Here is a 14,702-nt window from a genome sequence, read left to right as displayed (position 1 = left end):
GATGTCGACGCCGATCCTGAACGCGCCGCAGTCGGGCATCCTGGGCATGCACAACATCGTGCAGCGCCCGATGGCCATCAACGGCGAGGTCAAGATCCGCCCGATGATGTACCTGGCCCTCAGCTACGATCACCGCATCGTCGACGGCAAGGAAGCCGTGACCTTCCTGGTCCGCATCAAGGAACTGCTGGAAGACCCGGCGCGCGCCCTGCTGGATCTGTAAGGGTCGCAAGCGCACCCAAGACTGACGACGGCGGCTCTTTCGGGAGCCGCCGTTTTCAATTGCGGGTCAGTCGGCCTTGAGCGTCGCCAGAACCGTCTCCGTGTCTTGCCCCAGCTTGGGCGGCGGGGCGTCGTAGCGGACGGGGGTCTTCGACAGGCGGATGGGCGAGGCGACGGTGCGGATCGGGGTCGCCAGATCGGGGCGCGACTGTTCGACGGTCAGGCCGCGATGGATCGCCTGCGGTTCTTCGAACACCTGGTCCACGGTGTTGACCGGGCCGCAGGGCACGCCCGCCGCCTCCAGCGCCGCCATCAGCCCCTTCATGGTGAAGCTGGCTGTCAGGGCAGACAGGGCCGGCGACAGTTCGGCGCGGTGCTGAACCCTGAGCGCATTGGTCGCGAAGCGCGGATCGACGCCTAGAGACTTGACGTCCAGGGCCTTGGCCAGAGCGCGGAACTGGCCGTCGTTGCCCACCGCGATCACCACCATGCCGTCGCTGCACGGGAAGGGCTGATAAGGGGCCAGATTGGGGTGGGCGTTGCCCATCCGCGTCGGCGCCTTGCCGGAAACGAAATAGTTGGTCGCCTGATTGGCCAGCATGGCCGCCTGCACGTCGAACAGGGCGATGTCGATGGCCTGCCCCTCTCCCGTCGCCCGGGCGTGCAGCAGGGCGGCCATGATGGCGTTCGAGGCGTACAGGCCGGTGAACAGGTCCACGACCGCGACGCCCACCTTCATCGGCTCCGCCCCTGGCGCGCCGTCCGGCTGGCCGGTGATCGACATCAGCCCGCCCATGGCCTGGATCATGTAGTCGTAGCCGGCCCGGTGCGCGTCCGGCCCGTCCTGCCCGAAGCCGGTGATGGAGCAATAGACGAGGCGGGGGTTCACCGCCGCCAGCGCGGCGTGGTCCAGTCCGTACTTCTTCAGCCCGCCGGTCTTGAAATTCTCGACCACCACGTCGCAGTTCTTCGCCAGCTCGCGCACGGCGGCGGCGCCCTCAGGCGAGGCGATGTCCAGCTCGACCGACTTCTTGCCCCGGTTGGCGCACATGAAATAGGCGGCGTCGCCTTTCGAGCCATCGGTCGTGGCGGTGAAGGGCGGGCCCCAGTGGCGGGTGTCGTCGCCCGCGCCCGGCCGTTCGATCTTGATGACCTCGGCGCCCAGATCGGCGAGCGTCTGGGTCGCCCATGGGCCGGCCAGAACGCGGGAAAGGTCGAGGACGCGAACGCCGGAGAGGGGGCCTTGAAGCTGGGTCATGAGACTTGACTAGCCCGCCGTCGGCGCGTCGAGAAGACCTAGAGCCCCACGTCCCAGACGCCGGCGTCGCGCATGCGGCACTCGCGGGCTTCCTCGGCGCGGCCGCCCATGTCGCGGGCCATGCCGCGAATGGCGTCGGAAACGGTGCTCTTGTGCACGCCCGGCACGACCGCGTGCATGAAGGCGCAGCCCGCCAGCCGGACCAGCTTGAAGCCGAACCGCGACGAGGCGGCCATGTGCTCCAGATAGGTCTCGTCGACCTCGCGCGGGTGGTCGCGGAACAGACGTGAAAACGTGCTCGACATGGCCTTAGCCTAACGCGGTTCCCCGCGCCCCTCTACCCGTCCGATGCATTTTGGCCTAAACCCGCCGCCGGAACAGGGGTCGCATCGTCACGCCCTTCGATTGCGCGTGACGACCACAGAACCCCGCTTATTCGCGTAGGAAACACCCATGGCCGACGGCTCGCACGCTTCGCAACAGACCTTCCGTTGGGACGACCCGTTCGACCTGCGCGGTCGCCTGACCGACGACGAGCGGATGATCCAGGACGCGGCGCGCTCCTATGCCCGCGAGGCCCTGCTGCCGCGCGTGGTCGCCGCCTTCCGCGACGAGACCTTTGACCGCGCCATCATGACCGAGATGGGCGAGATGGGCTTCCTCGGCGCCATGCTGCCGGAGCAATACGGCGGCTCCGAAGCCAGCCACGTCGCCTATGGCCTGATCGCGCGCGAGGTCGAGGCCGTCGACAGCGGCTATCGCTCGGCCATGTCGGTGCAGTCGTCGCTGGCCATGTATCCGATCTACGCCTTCGGCTCGGAAGAGCAGAAGATGAAGTTCCTGCCCAAGATGGCGGCGGGCGAGCTGGTCGGCTGCTTCGGTCTGACCGAGGCCGACGGCGGCTCGGACCCGGCCTCGATGAAGACCAGGGCGGTCAAGGTCGACGGCGGCTATCGCCTGAACGGCGCCAAATACTGGATCACCAACAGCCCGATCAGCGACCTGGCCATCGTCTGGGCCAAGCTGGACGACAAGATCCGCGGTTTCATCGTCGAGCGCGACTTCGACGGCTTCACCACGGACAAGATCGGCGACAAGCTGAGCCTTCGCGCCTCGATCACCGGCGACATCGGCCTGAACGACGTCTTCGTGCCGGAAGCCAACATCCTGCCGGGCGTGCAGGGTCTGCGCGGGCCGTTCAGCTGCCTCAACAAGGCGCGCTTCGGCATCGCCTGGGGGGCCATGGGCGCCGCCGAGTTCTGCTTCCACGCCAGCCGCGACTATGTCGGCGAGCGCATGCTGTTCGGCCGCCCCCTGTCGTCGCGCCAGCTGGTGCAGAAGAAGCTGGCCGACATGCAGACCGAGATCTTCCTCGGCTTCGAGGGCGCCTACGCCCTGGGCCGTCTGCTCGACACCGGCGCCTGGGTGCCGGAGGCCATCAGCCTGATGAAGCGCAACAACTGCGGCAAGGCCCTGGCCGTGGCGCGCGAGGCCCGCGACATGCACGGCGGGGCCGGCATCACCGGCGAACTGCACGTCATGCGCCACGCCATGAACCTGGAGACGGTGAACACCTATGAAGGCGCCCACGACGTCCACGCCCTGATCCTGGGCCGGGCCATCACGGGCGAAAGCGCCTTCTAAAGGCTCACGGTTATCGTGACGGTCGAGGCAGTCGTCACGGCGGGTTTCCCGGCATTGTTTCTGGAGCGAATATCCGGGTTCAGATGCGATCGCATCTGAACCGATTTCGCTCTAGGCTGTGCGCCTGCGAAGGGACCCATCATGACGCGATCCACCCTGCTGGCCTCGACCGGCGCCGCCCTTGTCCTGATCCTGAGCGCCGCGCCGGCGGCGGCTTCGGCCCAGACGCCCGGCGTGCAGGGCCTGCCCTATGACGCGCGACGCGGGGTCTTCACCTTCGCCGCCGGTCTGGACGCCTCTCTGCCCGCCGTGGTCCAGGTCACGACCCTGGGCCAGTCGCGCGGGCCGCGCTCGGACGGTGATCCCAAGCCCTCGCAGGGGGGGTCGGGCGTCATCATCGACGCCGCCGCCGGCATCATCGTCACCAACAACCACGTCATCGAGAACGGGCAGAAATTCACCGTCGACCTGATCGACGGCCGCCTGTTCGACGCCGTCCTGATCGGGGCCGACAAGGCCACGGACATCGCCGTGCTGAAGATCGAAGCGTCGGGCCTGTCGCAGGTCCAGACGGTGGATTCCGACACCCTGCGCACCGGCGACCTGGCCTTCGCGGTCGGCTATCCTCTGGGCCTGGACCAGACCCTGACCATGGGGGTCATCTCGGGCCTGAACCGATCCGGCATGGGCGACGCCATCGAGGACTACATCCAGACCGATGCGGCGGTGAACTCGGGCAATTCGGGCGGGCCGCTGCTGGACAGCCGGGGCCGGTTGATCGGCATCAACACCGCCATCCTGTCGGGCGGCATGGGCGGCGGCAACGACGGCATCGCCTTCGCCGTGCCGACGCGGATCATGATGTTCGTGGTCGATCAACTGCGCGCATCGGGCGAGGTCAAGCGCGGCCAGATCGGCGTGGCCCTGGGCTCGCTGACGGCGGAGCGGGCGCGCGAGATGGGTCTGAACATCGTGCGCGGGGCCGTGGTCTATGACGCCGCGCCGGGCTCATCGGCCGAGGCTGCGGGCCTGCGTCCGGGCGACGTCATCACCCGAATCCAGAACCGCCCCGTGGCCAACGCCGGTTCGGTCCAGGCCACGGTCGGCATCGCGCGGCCGGGGGCGACCCTGCCGGTCGTCTATCTGCGCGGCGGGCGCGAGGCGACGGCCAGTCTGACGGTCGCCTCGGCCGATCCCGTCGCGGTGCGCATGGGCGCCGGCGCGGCCATGGCGCGCGGCCTGACCTTCCGGAACGCCGGAGAAGGCGCCGGCGCCCAGATCACGGTGGTCGAGGGCGGCTCGGTCGCGGCGGCCGCAGGACTTCAGGCGGGCGACGTGGTGGTCGCGGCGGGCGGCGCGGGCGTGGACGGCATGGCGGCCCTGGCCCGTGCGCTGCAGGGCGCGAACGGCCCGATCGACCTGACGGTGCTGCGGGACGGCGAGCGGACGGCGGTCAGCCTGCCGGGCTGATCCTCGGTCCGCGCTTCAGCTTTTCGGGGGGCAGACAAGAAAACGCCCGCGTCGCCAGGAGGGGGAGGGGAGGCAGGCGCGGGCGTCTCGCTTGGAGGAAGCATCGGCCCGTCGAAGCCCTTTAGCGGAAAAATCCTGGGGGGCTGGGGGGGCTGTTCAGGATCCGGGACTCTTCCGAACTCCGACAGGCCGATGATGTATCTCTGGCATCCGTTCCGGGCGGGCGAAGGACCGAATGGGGGCCTTTTCGTGTTCTGCGAGATTTTTCGCGAACAGGTCCCGTTCAGATCTTGGACAGGATCAGGGTGCCGTTGGTGCCGCCGAAACCGAAGCTGTTGGACATGACGTGCTTCAGTTCGCCGTCGTGGCGCTGACGCAGGATCGGCATGCCTTCGAACTCGGGGTCCAGGTTCTCGATGTGGGCGCTCTCGGCGGCGAAGCCGTGCTTCATCATCAGCAGGCAGTAGATGGCTTCCTGGGCGCCCGCCGCGCCGAGCGAGTGGCCCGTCAGCGACTTGGTCGAGGAGATCATCGGCAGAGCGTCGCCGAAGACGTTGCGCACCGCGCCCATCTCCTTGGAGTCCCCGACCGGGGTCGAGGTGCCGTGCGGGTTCAGGTAGTCGATGCGCGGGTCGCCGGCCATCTTCAGCGCCAGCTTCATGCAACGCTCGGCGCCCTCGCCCGAGGGGGCCACCATGTCGTAGCCGTCCGAGTTGGCTGCGTAGCCGGTGACTTCGGCGTAGATGGTCGCGCCGCGCGCCACGGCGCGTTCGTATTCTTCCAGCACCACGATGCCGGCGCCGCCGGCGATGACGAAGCCGTCGCGGTCCTTGTCATAGGCGCGCGAGGCGACCGAAGGCGTCTCGTTGAAGTTGGAGGACATGGCGCCCATGGCGTCGAACATGTTTGACATGGACCAGTCGATGTCCTCGCAGCCGCCGGCGAAGACCACGTCCTGCTTGCCCCAGGCGATCTGCTCGGCGGCCGCGCCGATGCAGTGGGCCGAGGTCGCGCAAGCCGAGCTGATCGAATAGTTGATGCCCTTCAGCTGGAACCAGGTGGCCAGGACGGCCGAGGGGCCGGACGCCATGGCCTTGGGCACGGCGAAGGGGCCGATGCGCTTGGGCGAGCCCTTTTCGACGGTCGTCTGGGCCGCCTGCAGGATGACCTGGGTCGAGGGGCCGCCCTCGCCGACGATCAGGCCGATGCGCTCGTCCTTGATCTCTTCGGGGCTCAGACCGCTGTCCTTGAGGGCCTCCTCGAAGGCGATGTGGGCCCAGGCCGTGCCGTTGGCGAGGAAACGTGCGGCCCGACGGTCCACCAGCGGCGCCCAGTCCTCCGCAGTCACGCCCAGCGACGGGGGCGCCCAGACCTGCGAGCGGAAGCCGTACTTGGCGTGGTCGGCGGCGTGCTGGACGCCCGACTTGGCCTCGCGCAGGGAGGCCGTGACCTCATCCTGGCCGGTGCCGATGGAGGAGACGATGCCCAATCCGGTGACGACGACACGCCGCATGGTGTTTCCTATCGTTCAGTCTTCAAGCGCCGCGTTGCCCGCGGTCTGGATTAAAATGGGGTCAGGCTTCGGTCGGCGCCACCACGCCGCCGAACAGACCGACGCGCATGTCGGCGCAGGTGTAGATGACCTCGCCGTCGGCCTCGAGCACGCCGTCGGCGATGCCCATGACCAGCTTGCGGTTGATGACGCGCTTCAGGTGGACCTTGTAGACCACCTTCTTGACGTCCGGCGTCACCTGGCCGGTGAACTTGACCTCGCCGACGCCCAGGGCGCGGCCCTTGCCGGGGCCGCCGATCCAGCCGAGGTAGAAGCCGACCAGCTGCCACATGGCGTCCAGGCCCAGGCAGCCCGGCATGACCGGATCGCCGATGAAGTGGCACTGGAAGAACCAGAGGTCCGGATTGATGTCGAGCTCGGCCTCGACATAACCCTTGCCGTAGTCGCCGCCGTCGGCGGTGATGGTCTTGATGCGGTCGAACATCAGCATCGGCGGGGCCGGCAGCTGGGCGTTGCCCGGACCGAACAGTTCGCCACGGCCCGAGGCCAGCAGGCCTTCATGATCGAACGACGACGGATATTGGGACTGGCTCAAGGATGACGCTCCGGAAGTGTTGCGGGCGGGTTACACGACCCTGCGCCCCCGCTCAACCGTTGTGAAGTCTAGCTTCGGCCCGTTCCGGCAGGCCGGGCGGCGTTGCAAAGGGCGCGTTGCTGGGTTCCGAACACGGCGCGCTCGGGCACCCAGCCCCTGATCTTGCGCGCCCGCACCCGGCACCAACCCTCTTCGCACTCGTCCAGAGAAACGATGGAGCGGGGCGAAAGGCGCGCCCGCACCGAGGAGGTGGCGGATCGGCCGGAATGGATCAGGATTTCCTCGGCCGAGCGGTTGAACACGCTGCGGCGGCCCGAGGCCACGGTGCGGTGGATCCAGGCGACCGAACCGTCGGGGTCGCAGATCTTGCGCCATTCCATGGTCTCGGCGATCACCTGCACGGGCAGGCCCGCGGCGCGGTATTCCCACAGGATCTCGTAGTCGAGGCCCGGTCCCCGGCGGGCGCGCACCTGAGAGGATTTCAGCGTGACCCAGCGCGGCACTTCCAGCCCGGTCGGGGTGGGGCGGCCGTCAGGCATGGTCGCTCCGGCGCCCGCGAAGACGCCCGATACCAGAACGGCGACGATGACGGCGATACGCCGGAAACTTTTGAACCTGACCACAGCTTTGCTAAACACCGGATCGACACGTCCCGCACGGGCGCTCTCGCCCGTCGAAACCCAGGCCCCCTATGTCCGCTCGCAAGCTTAAGGTCGTATTAACCAGACGCCTGCCCGACACGGTGGAAACGCGACTGCGCGAGTTGTTCGACGCCGATCTGAACCTGACGGACAAGCCCATGTCGCGCGAGGATCTGGCCGCCGCCCTGCAGCGCGCCGAGGTCCTGATCCCGACCATCACCGACCATCTGGACGCCGAGCTGATCGCGGGCGCGGGCGACCAGCTGAAGATGATCGCTAACTTCGGCGCGGGCGTGGACCATATCGACATCGACGCCGCCGTGGGCCGCGGGATCATCGTCACCAACACCCCTGGCGTCCTGACCGAGGATACGGCCGACCTGACCATGAGCCTGATCCTGGGCGTCAGCCGCCGCATCGTCGAAGGCGCCAATGTCGTCGCCTCCGGTCAGTTCGAGGGCTGGAGCCCGACCTGGATGTGCGGCCGCAAGCTGTGGGGCAAGCGCCTGGGCATCGTCGGCATGGGCCGCATCGGCCAGGCCCTGGCCCGCCGCGCCAGGGCCTTCGGCATGCAGGTCCATTATCACAACCGCAAGCCCGTCTCGGACATGATCGCCGAGGAGCTGGGCGCCACCTGGTGGGACGATCTGGATCAGATGCTGGCGCGGATGGACGTCGTCTCGCTGAACTGCCCGGCGACCAGGGACACCCACCATCTGCTGTCGGCCGAACGCATCGCCCGGCTGCAGCCCCACGCCATTCTGGTCAACACCGCGCGCGGCGAACTGATCGACGAGGCGGCCCTGGTCGAGGCCCTGGACCGTCGCGCCCTGTTCGGCGTCGGCCTGGACGTTTTCGAGCACGAGCCGGCGGTGCATCCGGGCCTGATGGGCCGCGCCAACGTCGTGCTTCTGCCCCACCTCGGCTCGGCCACCATCGAGGCGCGCCAGGACATGGGCGACCGCGTCATCGCCAACATCATGACCTACCAGAACGGCCACCGTCCGCCGGACCGCGTCATCCCGGCCATGCTTTAGGTCTCTCCCGAGGGATTGACGAAGAACGCTGTTCTTGCACTTGATCCCGTTCGTGACGCGTCGCCGTCAGCGGGGGGAATGCATGAGACACGGAACCAAGGTCGGGCGCCGTTGGCGCGCGGACGCTCGTCATGACCGCCTGATCTCAGAGCTGAGCCGTCGCGACCTCCTTGGATTCGGCGCCGGTCTGGCGATCGGCGGCGTGTTCGGGGCGGGCGCGGCCCAGGCGCGCGAGGAGCGTCAACCGCATTCGCTCGACGCCTTCTTCACCCCCGACGCGGTCGTGGCGGCGGCCTTGTCGCCGGCCGGCGACCGGGTGGCCGTCCTGCGCAACATCGGCGAGAACGGCGCGCGCCGACTGGCGATCGAAGTGGTCGACGCCGCCGACCCGACGGGGCCGCGCCGGATCGTGCCGATCGGCGACCAGGAGGTCGAGACCCTGGCCTGGGCCAATGATCGGCGCGTTCTGATGCGCCTGGCCATTCCCGTGACGGGGGGCGGCGCCGCCTCCATCGGCAGCAAGCTGGTTTCACGCAAGGTCGACCTGCACAGCCGCCGGATGATCTCGGTCGACCTCGACACCGGCGGAGCCGTGGTCCTGTTCGGGAACGAACGGAACCGCCAGCGGGAATCCCTGAACCTGGGCGCGGTCGTAGACTATCTGCCGAATGATCCTGACAACGTGCTGATGGCGGCGCGCGAATACAGCGGCCGACTGGCCCTGCATCGGGTCAGCGTCGAGACGGGGCGCGCCAGCCTGGTCGACATCGGCAACACCAACACCCTGACCTGGGCGACGCGGGACGGCGTGCCGGTGATGCGCGTCGACGCCAATGCGCGCGGTTCGATGTTCAACATCTTCGTCCGCGCCGGCGAGCAAAGCGCCTGGAAGCGGGTCTGGCGTCAGTCGATCGAACAGGCGCGCTCCTTCTTCTGGATCGCTCCGACCGAGCGGCCCGGCGTCGCCCTCGTGGCCGCCCGGCTGGACGGCGAGGACGTCATGTCGATCCGCGAACTGGACCTTGAAACCCTGGAATTCGGCGCGCCCAAGGCGTCGCGCGCCGGGCTGGACATCAGCGCCCCCTTGCTGGACGCCAAGGGCGACTTCCTGGGCGCGCTCTACTACGCCCCGCGCGCCCAATACGACTTTGCCGACGAGGACATGACCGCCCACCACCAGGCGATGAACAAGTTCTTCGACGACGAATGCAATGTCATGCTGGGAACGACGGATCGGGCGCGCAACCGCTTCGTCGTCCACGTGACCGGGCCGCGCGAACCGGGCGCCTGGTATCTCTACGACAAGAGGGCGCGGAACTTCGCCTATATCGGTTCGCGCACCGGCATGGAGACGGACCGGCTCGGGCCGATCGAGGTCCTGGCCGTGCCGACACGCGACGGCGCCGTCATCGAGGCCTTCCTGACCGCGCCGCCCTCACGGCGTCCCGGGCCACTGGTCGCCCTGGTGCATGGCGGACCCGAGGTGCGCGACATCCATGGCTGGGATCGTCAGGCTCAGGTTCTGGCGGCCCAGGGCTGGTGGGTGGTGCAGCCGAACTTCCGGGGCTCCGGCGGGTTCGGCAAGGCCTTCGCCCGCGAGGGTTACAGGCGTTGGGGCGAGCGGATGCAGGAGGACGTCGAGGACGCCGTGGCTCATGCGGTGCGGACGCGCGGGCTGGACGCCGATCGCGTGGCGGTCATGGGCGCCAGCTACGGCGGTTACGCCGCCCTGATGGGCGCGGTGCGGCGGCCGGATCTCTACAAGGCGGCGATTTCGATCTGCGGGGTCGCCGACCTGGGCGATATGCTGGACTATGAGCGGCGCGAGGACGACAGCCCGGACACCTATGTCTTCCGGCTCTGGGTCGATCGGATCGGCGATCCGCAGGCGGACCGGCCCCTGATCGAGGCCGCGTCGCCGCGCCGTCGGGCCGCCGAGATCGCCTGCCCGGTCCTGCTGGTGCACGGCGAGGACGACGCGGTGGTGCCCGTCTATCAGTCCCGGCGCATGAACGATGCCCTCAGGGCGGCGGGAAAGACCGTCGACTATGTTGAAGTAAGCGGCGCCGGACACGCGGACTGGGAGGAAGACATCGAACGCAGCCTGATGCGCCGCTACGTCGGGTTGCTCCGCACCGCCTTCGCCTAGCCGCAGATCGGGCAAGCCGGGTCGGCGGCGACCTTGGCTACCCGGCTGGTCCCGGACAGGCCGTCGTAGAGCATCAACCGGCCGGTCAGGGGCTCGCCCGCGTCGGTGATCAGCTTGATCGCCTCCAGGGCCGCCATGGCGCCGATGACGCCGGCCAGGGCGCCGACCACGCCGACGCGGGCGCAGGTCTCGGCGTCCGGCGGGCTCTCGGGCACCAGGCACTGATAGCAGGGGCGGCCGGCGAAGACCCCGACCTGGCCGTTCCAGCGGCCCAGAGCCCCCGACACCAGAGGCTTGCCCGCCGCCACGCAGGCGGCGTTGACCGCGAAGCGGGTCTCGAAGTCGTCGGTGCCGTCCAGCACGACATCGAAGCGTTCGATCACGGCGCGGGCGTTGTCGGGCGTCAGCCGCTCCACCAGAGGCTCGACGGCGACATGGGGGTTGAGGGCGGCCAGACGCGCGGCCCCCGCCTCGACCTTGGGCCGCTCCGCGTCGGCGGTGGTGAAGATGATCTGCCGCTGCAGGTTGGACAGGGCGACGGCGTCATGATCGATCAGGCCCAGCGTCCCGACCCCGGCGGCGGCCAGATAGAGGGCGGCCGGCGCCCCGACCCCGCCCAGGCCGACGATCAGGACGCGGGCCCGCTTCAGCGCCTGCTGGCCCGGCCCGCCGATCTCGGACAGCACCAGCTGGCGCGCGTAGCGGTCGACTTCCTCGTCGGAAAAACGGACGGCGCCGGACGCCGGCGAGGGAGCGGAGGACTGGGTCACGCCGCCTGTCTAGCGCAGACGAGACCGGCCGTCAGCGGGGCGTCAGGCCGGAACGGGCAGGGCCTTGGCCGCCGTGATCAGCAGGGCTTCGGCCCGGTCGGGGCTCAACTGGTCCAGCGACGCGCCGTTCAGCAGGCGCGCGGCGTCCGGCGTCAGCTGGACCAGGGTCATCGGCCATTCTCGGAAGAGGCGGACCGGCGCGTCCTGGTCCGACAGGAGGCGGATGTTCTCATGGCGCGGATCGGCGCGCAGCCGATCCATCAGCCGATCCACGTCGATGCGTCGGCCCTCGATCGCCTGCATGAAGCGGCCGCCGTGGCGCATCAGCACGCCGGTCAGGCCGTCGCGGCGGTTGTTGCGGTCCGAGGCGCCGAGAATCTCGGCCAGAACCAGGAGGCTTGTCGCGGCGTCGCCAACGGCGTCGCTGACATAGATGGCGCGGTGAAGAGGCAAGGCGATACTCGAACTGAACGCGAACGCGACGCGACTGCAGGGGGGGAGGGCTCCGTGTCACGGGCGAGGCCGTCAGACAAGACCGTCTGGCGTTGCTGCGGCGCGACGGCGACTTGCGGCGTGGGACGATCCTCGCCATCTGATCGGCCATGACCCAGACCTCGAGCTTCCCCGACTGGCACGGCACCACCATCCTGGCGGTGCGCAAGAACGGCCGCACCGTCATCGCCGGCGACGGCCAGGTCTCGATGGGGCCGACCATCGTCAAGGGTGCGGCGCGCAAGGTGCGCACCCTGGCGGGCGGCAAGGTGTTGGCCGGTTTCGCCGGGGCCACGGCCGACGCCCTGACCCTGATCGAGCGGCTGGAGGCCAAGCTGGAGCAGTATCCGGATCAACTGGCCCGCGCCTGCGTCGAGCTGGCCAAGGACTGGCGCACCGACCGCTATCTGCGTCGGCTGGAGGCCATGCTGCTGGTCGCCGACAAGGACACGATTCTGACGGTCACCGGCGTCGGCGACGTGTTGGAGCCGGAATACGGCGTGGCCGCCGTGGGCTCGGGCGGCAACTACGCGCTGGCCGCCGCCCGCGCCCTGATCGACGAAAGCAGCGAACAGGATGCCGAGCAGATCGCCCGCAAGGCCATGAAGATCGCCGCTGAAATCTGCGTCTACACCAACGGCAATCTGACTATCGAGAGTCTTTAAGGGCGTTATCGCGCGGCTCGCGGAGCCGCGCTGCTTGAGCAGATCATAGGGCGCTAACGCACGCGACGCGGTCGCGCGCTTCTTGAGCGCGTCCCGCAGGGTTTCAGGCGGTTGGTCGCCTGAGCGTCGGCTTTCAGCGAATTAACGCGACAGGGCGCGCTTTCGGGCGATCAATGGTCGGCGGAGGAATTCGCCATGCCGCTCACCGCCCTGACGCTCGCCGCCGCGCTGGTTGCAATGGACGCCCCGTCGTGTCCTGCGTCCTCGCCCGCGTCGGTGGTCGCTGCTGAACGGGCCTTCGCCGCGGACGCGCCCGGTATGGGCGTCGGCGGCAGCTTCAACAAATGGGCCCTGCCTGGCGCCGTGATCATCGCCCAGGGCCGGACGCAGACGGTGCGCGAGGTCTATCCGCCAGAGGCGGCGCGCCCTGCCGACGAGCCGCCACTGGCGTGGTGGCCCAACTGGGCCGGGGTCGCCCGCTCGGGCGACCTGGGCTTCACCACCGGCGGGGTGGCGGTGAACGGCGCGCGCACGGGGCACTACTTCACCATCTGGGCCTGCCAGCCGGACGGCCGATGGCGCTGGGTCTATGACGGCGGGTCGGGCGCGACGGCGGCCGGGGTTCCCGGCCCCGACAGCGAGCCCGACCTGATGACGACCGGCGTCGGGGCCTCGGTCTCGCCGGACGCGGCGATGAGCGAGGTTCGGGCCGCCGAGGCGAGGCTGGCCGGGGCCGCGCGCACGGATCAGAAGGCGGCCCATCTGGCGGTGCTGGCCGAGGACGGGCGGCTCTATGTCGCGCCGCGCCCGCCGGCCATCGGTCGGGCGGCCATGACGGCGGCGCTGGACGGCTGGCCTTCGAGCTTCGACTTTGGTCCGACCGAGGGCGGCGGGGCCTCACGCGCGGGCGACCTGGCCTGGACCTATGGCCCGGCGCGCTGGACGCGGGACGAGGCCGAGCGGCGCGGCCACTATGTGCGGCTGTGGCGCAAGGGGACGGACGGATGGGCCCTGATGTTCGCCCAGCTGATCGCGGCGCCGCCCGTTTCCGCCGCGCCTGTCGTCGCACCCCCTCCCGCCGGCGGCTGAGACCCCCTATCTGGCGATCATGACCGACCTATCCCCCCGAGAAATCGTCTCCGAACTGGATCGCTTCATCGTCGGCCAGGACGACGCCAAGCGCGCCGTGGCCGTGGCCCTGAGGAACCGCTGGCGCCGCAAGCGCGTGCCTGAGGATTTGCGCGACGAGGTCACGCCCAAGAACATCCTGATGATCGGCCCCACGGGCGTGGGCAAGACCGAGATCGCCCGGCGCCTGGCCAAGCTGGCCGGTTCGCCCTTCCTCAAGGTCGAGGCGACCAAGTTCACTGAAGTGGGCTACGTCGGCCGCGACGTCGATCAGATCATGCGCGACCTGGTCGAAAGCGCCCTGGTCATGGTGCGCGAGAAGCGCCGGGCGGGCGTGAAGGCCCGCGCCGAGGGCCAGGCTGAGGAGCGCATCCTGGACGCCCTGGTGGGGCCGGGCTCGCAGCCCGCGACGCGCGACGCCTTCAGGAAGAAGCTGCGCGCCGGCGAATTGGACGACAAGGAAATCGAGATCGCCCTGGCCGATACGACCTCGCCCTTGCAGGGGCTGGACATGGGGGGCGGCGGCGGCAACGTCGGCCTGCTGAACCTGTCGGACCTGCTGGGCAAGATGGGCGGCGGCCGCACCAAGACGGTCAAGCTGACCGTGGCCGAGGCTGTTCCCCCGCTCGTCACCGAAGAAAGCGACAAGCTGCTGGATCAGGAAAGCCTGACCAAGGAAGCCCTGCTGCTGGCCGAGAACGAGGGTATCGTCTTCCTCGACGAGATCGACAAGGTGGCGGCGCGTCAGGGGGCCTCCGGGGCCGATGTTTCACGTGAAGGCGTGCAGCGCGACCTGCTGCCCCTGATCGAGGGCACGACGGTGTCGACCAAGTACGGGCCGGCGAAGACCGACCATGTCCTGTTCATCGCCTCGGGCGCCTTCCACGTGGCCAAGCCGTCGGACCTGCTGCCGGAACTGCAGGGCCGCCTGCCGATCCGGGTCGAGCTGAAGGCCCTGACCCGTGACGATTTCAAGCGCATCCTGACCGAGCCGGAGGCCAATCTGATCCGTCAGAACCAGGCCCTGCTGGAGACCGAGGGCGTGACCCTGGTCTTCACCGACGACGCGGTCGAGGCCATGGCCGACGCCGCCGTGGCCGCCAACTCGACCGTCGAGA

General features: G+C 69.1%; 15 protein-coding genes. 8 read left to right on the top strand and 7 right to left on the bottom strand.

All coding sequences use genetic code 11. The features are described 5' to 3' along the window. A partial coding sequence (locus VGE49_RS08320; protein ID WP_331034093.1) for a 2-oxo acid dehydrogenase subunit E2 occupies positions 1-223 on the top strand: 223 nt, incomplete at its 5' end. A 66-nt stretch (positions 224-289) separates the two neighbouring features. Here the strand turns inward: VGE49_RS08320 and VGE49_RS08315 are convergent. Next, on the bottom strand, positions 290-1,480 hold the full coding sequence (locus tag VGE49_RS08315) for a CaiB/BaiF CoA transferase family protein (RefSeq protein WP_331034092.1): 1,191 nt from the start codon (positions 1,478-1,480) through the stop codon (positions 290-292). A 38-nt stretch (positions 1,481-1,518) separates the two neighbouring features. Next, positions 1,519-1,785, bottom strand: coding sequence for a DUF6356 family protein (locus VGE49_RS08310; RefSeq protein WP_331034091.1), 267 nt, complete (start codon positions 1,783-1,785; stop codon positions 1,519-1,521). A 148-nt stretch (positions 1,786-1,933) separates the two neighbouring features. Here VGE49_RS08310 and VGE49_RS08305 point away from each other — a divergent pair, with 148 nt between their 5' ends. Together VGE49_RS08305 and VGE49_RS08300 are read left to right on the top strand one after the other, a co-directional pair. Continuing rightward, a complete protein-coding gene (locus VGE49_RS08305; protein WP_331034090.1) occupies positions 1,934-3,124 on the top strand; it encodes an acyl-CoA dehydrogenase in 1,191 nt (396 codons plus the stop codon). A 141-nt stretch (positions 3,125-3,265) separates the two neighbouring features. Next, positions 3,266-4,594 carry a S1C family serine protease gene (locus tag VGE49_RS08300; protein ID WP_331034089.1) on the top strand — a complete coding sequence of 443 codons (1,329 nt, stop codon included), beginning with the start codon at positions 3,266-3,268 and terminating at the stop codon, positions 4,592-4,594. 283 nt (positions 4,595-4,877) lie between these two features. Here VGE49_RS08300 and fabB read toward each other — a convergent pair whose 3' ends face one another. The 3 genes from fabB to VGE49_RS08285 all read right to left on the bottom strand — a co-directional run bounded on the left by fabB (position 4,878) and on the right by VGE49_RS08285 (position 7,241). Beyond that, positions 4,878-6,107, bottom strand: a complete 1,230-nt coding sequence (fabB, locus tag VGE49_RS08295; protein WP_331034088.1) for a beta-ketoacyl-ACP synthase I — start codon at positions 6,105-6,107, stop codon at positions 4,878-4,880. Between the two features lie 61 nt (positions 6,108-6,168). Beyond that, positions 6,169-6,702 carry a 3-hydroxyacyl-[acyl-carrier-protein] dehydratase FabA gene (gene fabA / locus VGE49_RS08290; protein ID WP_331034087.1) on the bottom strand — a complete coding sequence of 178 codons (534 nt, stop codon included), beginning with the start codon at positions 6,700-6,702 and terminating at the stop codon, positions 6,169-6,171. A gap of 68 nt (positions 6,703-6,770) precedes the next feature. Then, positions 6,771-7,241 carry an SH3 domain-containing protein gene (locus tag VGE49_RS08285; RefSeq protein ID WP_331034086.1) on the bottom strand — a complete coding sequence of 157 codons (471 nt, stop codon included), beginning with the start codon at positions 7,239-7,241 and terminating at the stop codon, positions 6,771-6,773. 152 nt (positions 7,242-7,393) lie between these two features. On the opposite strand from VGE49_RS08285, the gene VGE49_RS08280 reads away from it, so the two are divergent. Further along, positions 7,394-8,380 (top strand): 2-hydroxyacid dehydrogenase, encoded by a 987-nt coding sequence (locus VGE49_RS08280; RefSeq protein WP_331034085.1) that lies wholly within the window; start codon positions 7,394-7,396, stop codon positions 8,378-8,380. An 82-nt stretch (positions 8,381-8,462) separates the two neighbouring features. Continuing rightward, the gene (locus tag VGE49_RS08275; protein ID WP_331034084.1) at positions 8,463-10,529 is read left to right on the top strand and encodes an alpha/beta hydrolase family protein; all 2,067 of its coding nucleotides are present in this window, start codon (positions 8,463-8,465) and stop codon (positions 10,527-10,529) included. Here VGE49_RS08275 and VGE49_RS08270 read toward each other — a convergent pair. Both VGE49_RS08270 and VGE49_RS08265 read right to left on the bottom strand, forming a co-directional pair. After that, entirely contained in the window at positions 10,526-11,299 is a 774-nt protein-coding gene (locus tag VGE49_RS08270; protein WP_331034083.1) for a HesA/MoeB/ThiF family protein, read from the bottom strand. The two genes, VGE49_RS08275 and VGE49_RS08270, sit on opposite strands and share 4 nt — an antisense overlap. A 42-nt stretch (positions 11,300-11,341) precedes the next feature. Next, positions 11,342-11,752 carry a BLUF domain-containing protein gene (locus VGE49_RS08265; RefSeq protein ID WP_331034082.1) on the bottom strand — a complete coding sequence of 137 codons (411 nt, stop codon included), beginning with the start codon at positions 11,750-11,752 and terminating at the stop codon, positions 11,342-11,344. A 149-nt stretch (positions 11,753-11,901) separates the two neighbouring features. On the opposite strand from VGE49_RS08265, the gene hslV reads away from it, so the two are divergent. The 3 genes from hslV to hslU form a co-directional block, all read left to right on the top strand. Then, positions 11,902-12,456: an ATP-dependent protease subunit HslV gene (hslV, locus tag VGE49_RS08260; RefSeq protein ID WP_292085021.1), complete on the top strand. Its 555-nt coding sequence runs from the start codon at positions 11,902-11,904 to the stop codon at positions 12,454-12,456. Between the two features lie 195 nt (positions 12,457-12,651). Beyond that, complete coding sequence (locus VGE49_RS08255; RefSeq protein WP_331034081.1) at positions 12,652-13,545, top strand: DUF4440 domain-containing protein; 894 nt, start codon at positions 12,652-12,654, stop codon at positions 13,543-13,545. Between the two features lie 19 nt (positions 13,546-13,564). Beyond that, positions 13,565-14,702 (top strand): ATP-dependent protease ATPase subunit HslU (gene hslU / locus VGE49_RS08250; RefSeq protein ID WP_331034080.1); only part of this gene is annotated, 1,138 nt, incomplete at its 3' end.

Source organism: Brevundimonas sp., from assembly GCF_036405315.1.
Classification (GTDB): Bacteria; Pseudomonadota; Alphaproteobacteria; order Caulobacterales; family Caulobacteraceae; genus Brevundimonas.
Note: the sequence above shows the minus strand (reverse complement) of the source record. Positions and strands in the feature narration are given on the sequence as shown.

What these genes read in the sequence shown, in the direction of transcription:
- VGE49_RS08285 (WP_331034086.1), bottom strand. Translation starts at nt 7,241, where the DNA reads ATGCCTGACGGCCGCCCCACCCCGACCGGGCTGGAAGTGCCGCGCTGG.
- VGE49_RS08310 (WP_331034091.1), bottom strand. Translation starts at nt 1,785, where the DNA reads ATGTCGAGCACGTTTTCACGTCTGTTCCGCGACCACCCGCGCGAGGTC.
- VGE49_RS08300 (WP_331034089.1), top strand. Translation starts at nt 3,266, where the DNA reads ATGACGCGATCCACCCTGCTGGCCTCGACCGGCGCCGCCCTTGTCCTG.
- VGE49_RS08255 (WP_331034081.1), top strand. Translation starts at nt 12,652, where the DNA reads ATGCCGCTCACCGCCCTGACGCTCGCCGCCGCGCTGGTTGCAATGGAC.
- VGE49_RS08275 (WP_331034084.1), top strand. Translation starts at nt 8,463, where the DNA reads ATGAGACACGGAACCAAGGTCGGGCGCCGTTGGCGCGCGGACGCTCGT.
- hslV (WP_292085021.1), top strand. Translation starts at nt 11,902, where the DNA reads ATGACCCAGACCTCGAGCTTCCCCGACTGGCACGGCACCACCATCCTG.
- fabB (WP_331034088.1), bottom strand. Translation starts at nt 6,107, where the DNA reads ATGCGGCGTGTCGTCGTCACCGGATTGGGCATCGTCTCCTCCATCGGC.
- VGE49_RS08305 (WP_331034090.1), top strand. Translation starts at nt 1,934, where the DNA reads ATGGCCGACGGCTCGCACGCTTCGCAACAGACCTTCCGTTGGGACGAC.
- VGE49_RS08315 (WP_331034092.1), bottom strand. Translation starts at nt 1,480, where the DNA reads ATGACCCAGCTTCAAGGCCCCCTCTCCGGCGTTCGCGTCCTCGACCTT.
- VGE49_RS08280 (WP_331034085.1), top strand. Translation starts at nt 7,394, where the DNA reads ATGTCCGCTCGCAAGCTTAAGGTCGTATTAACCAGACGCCTGCCCGAC.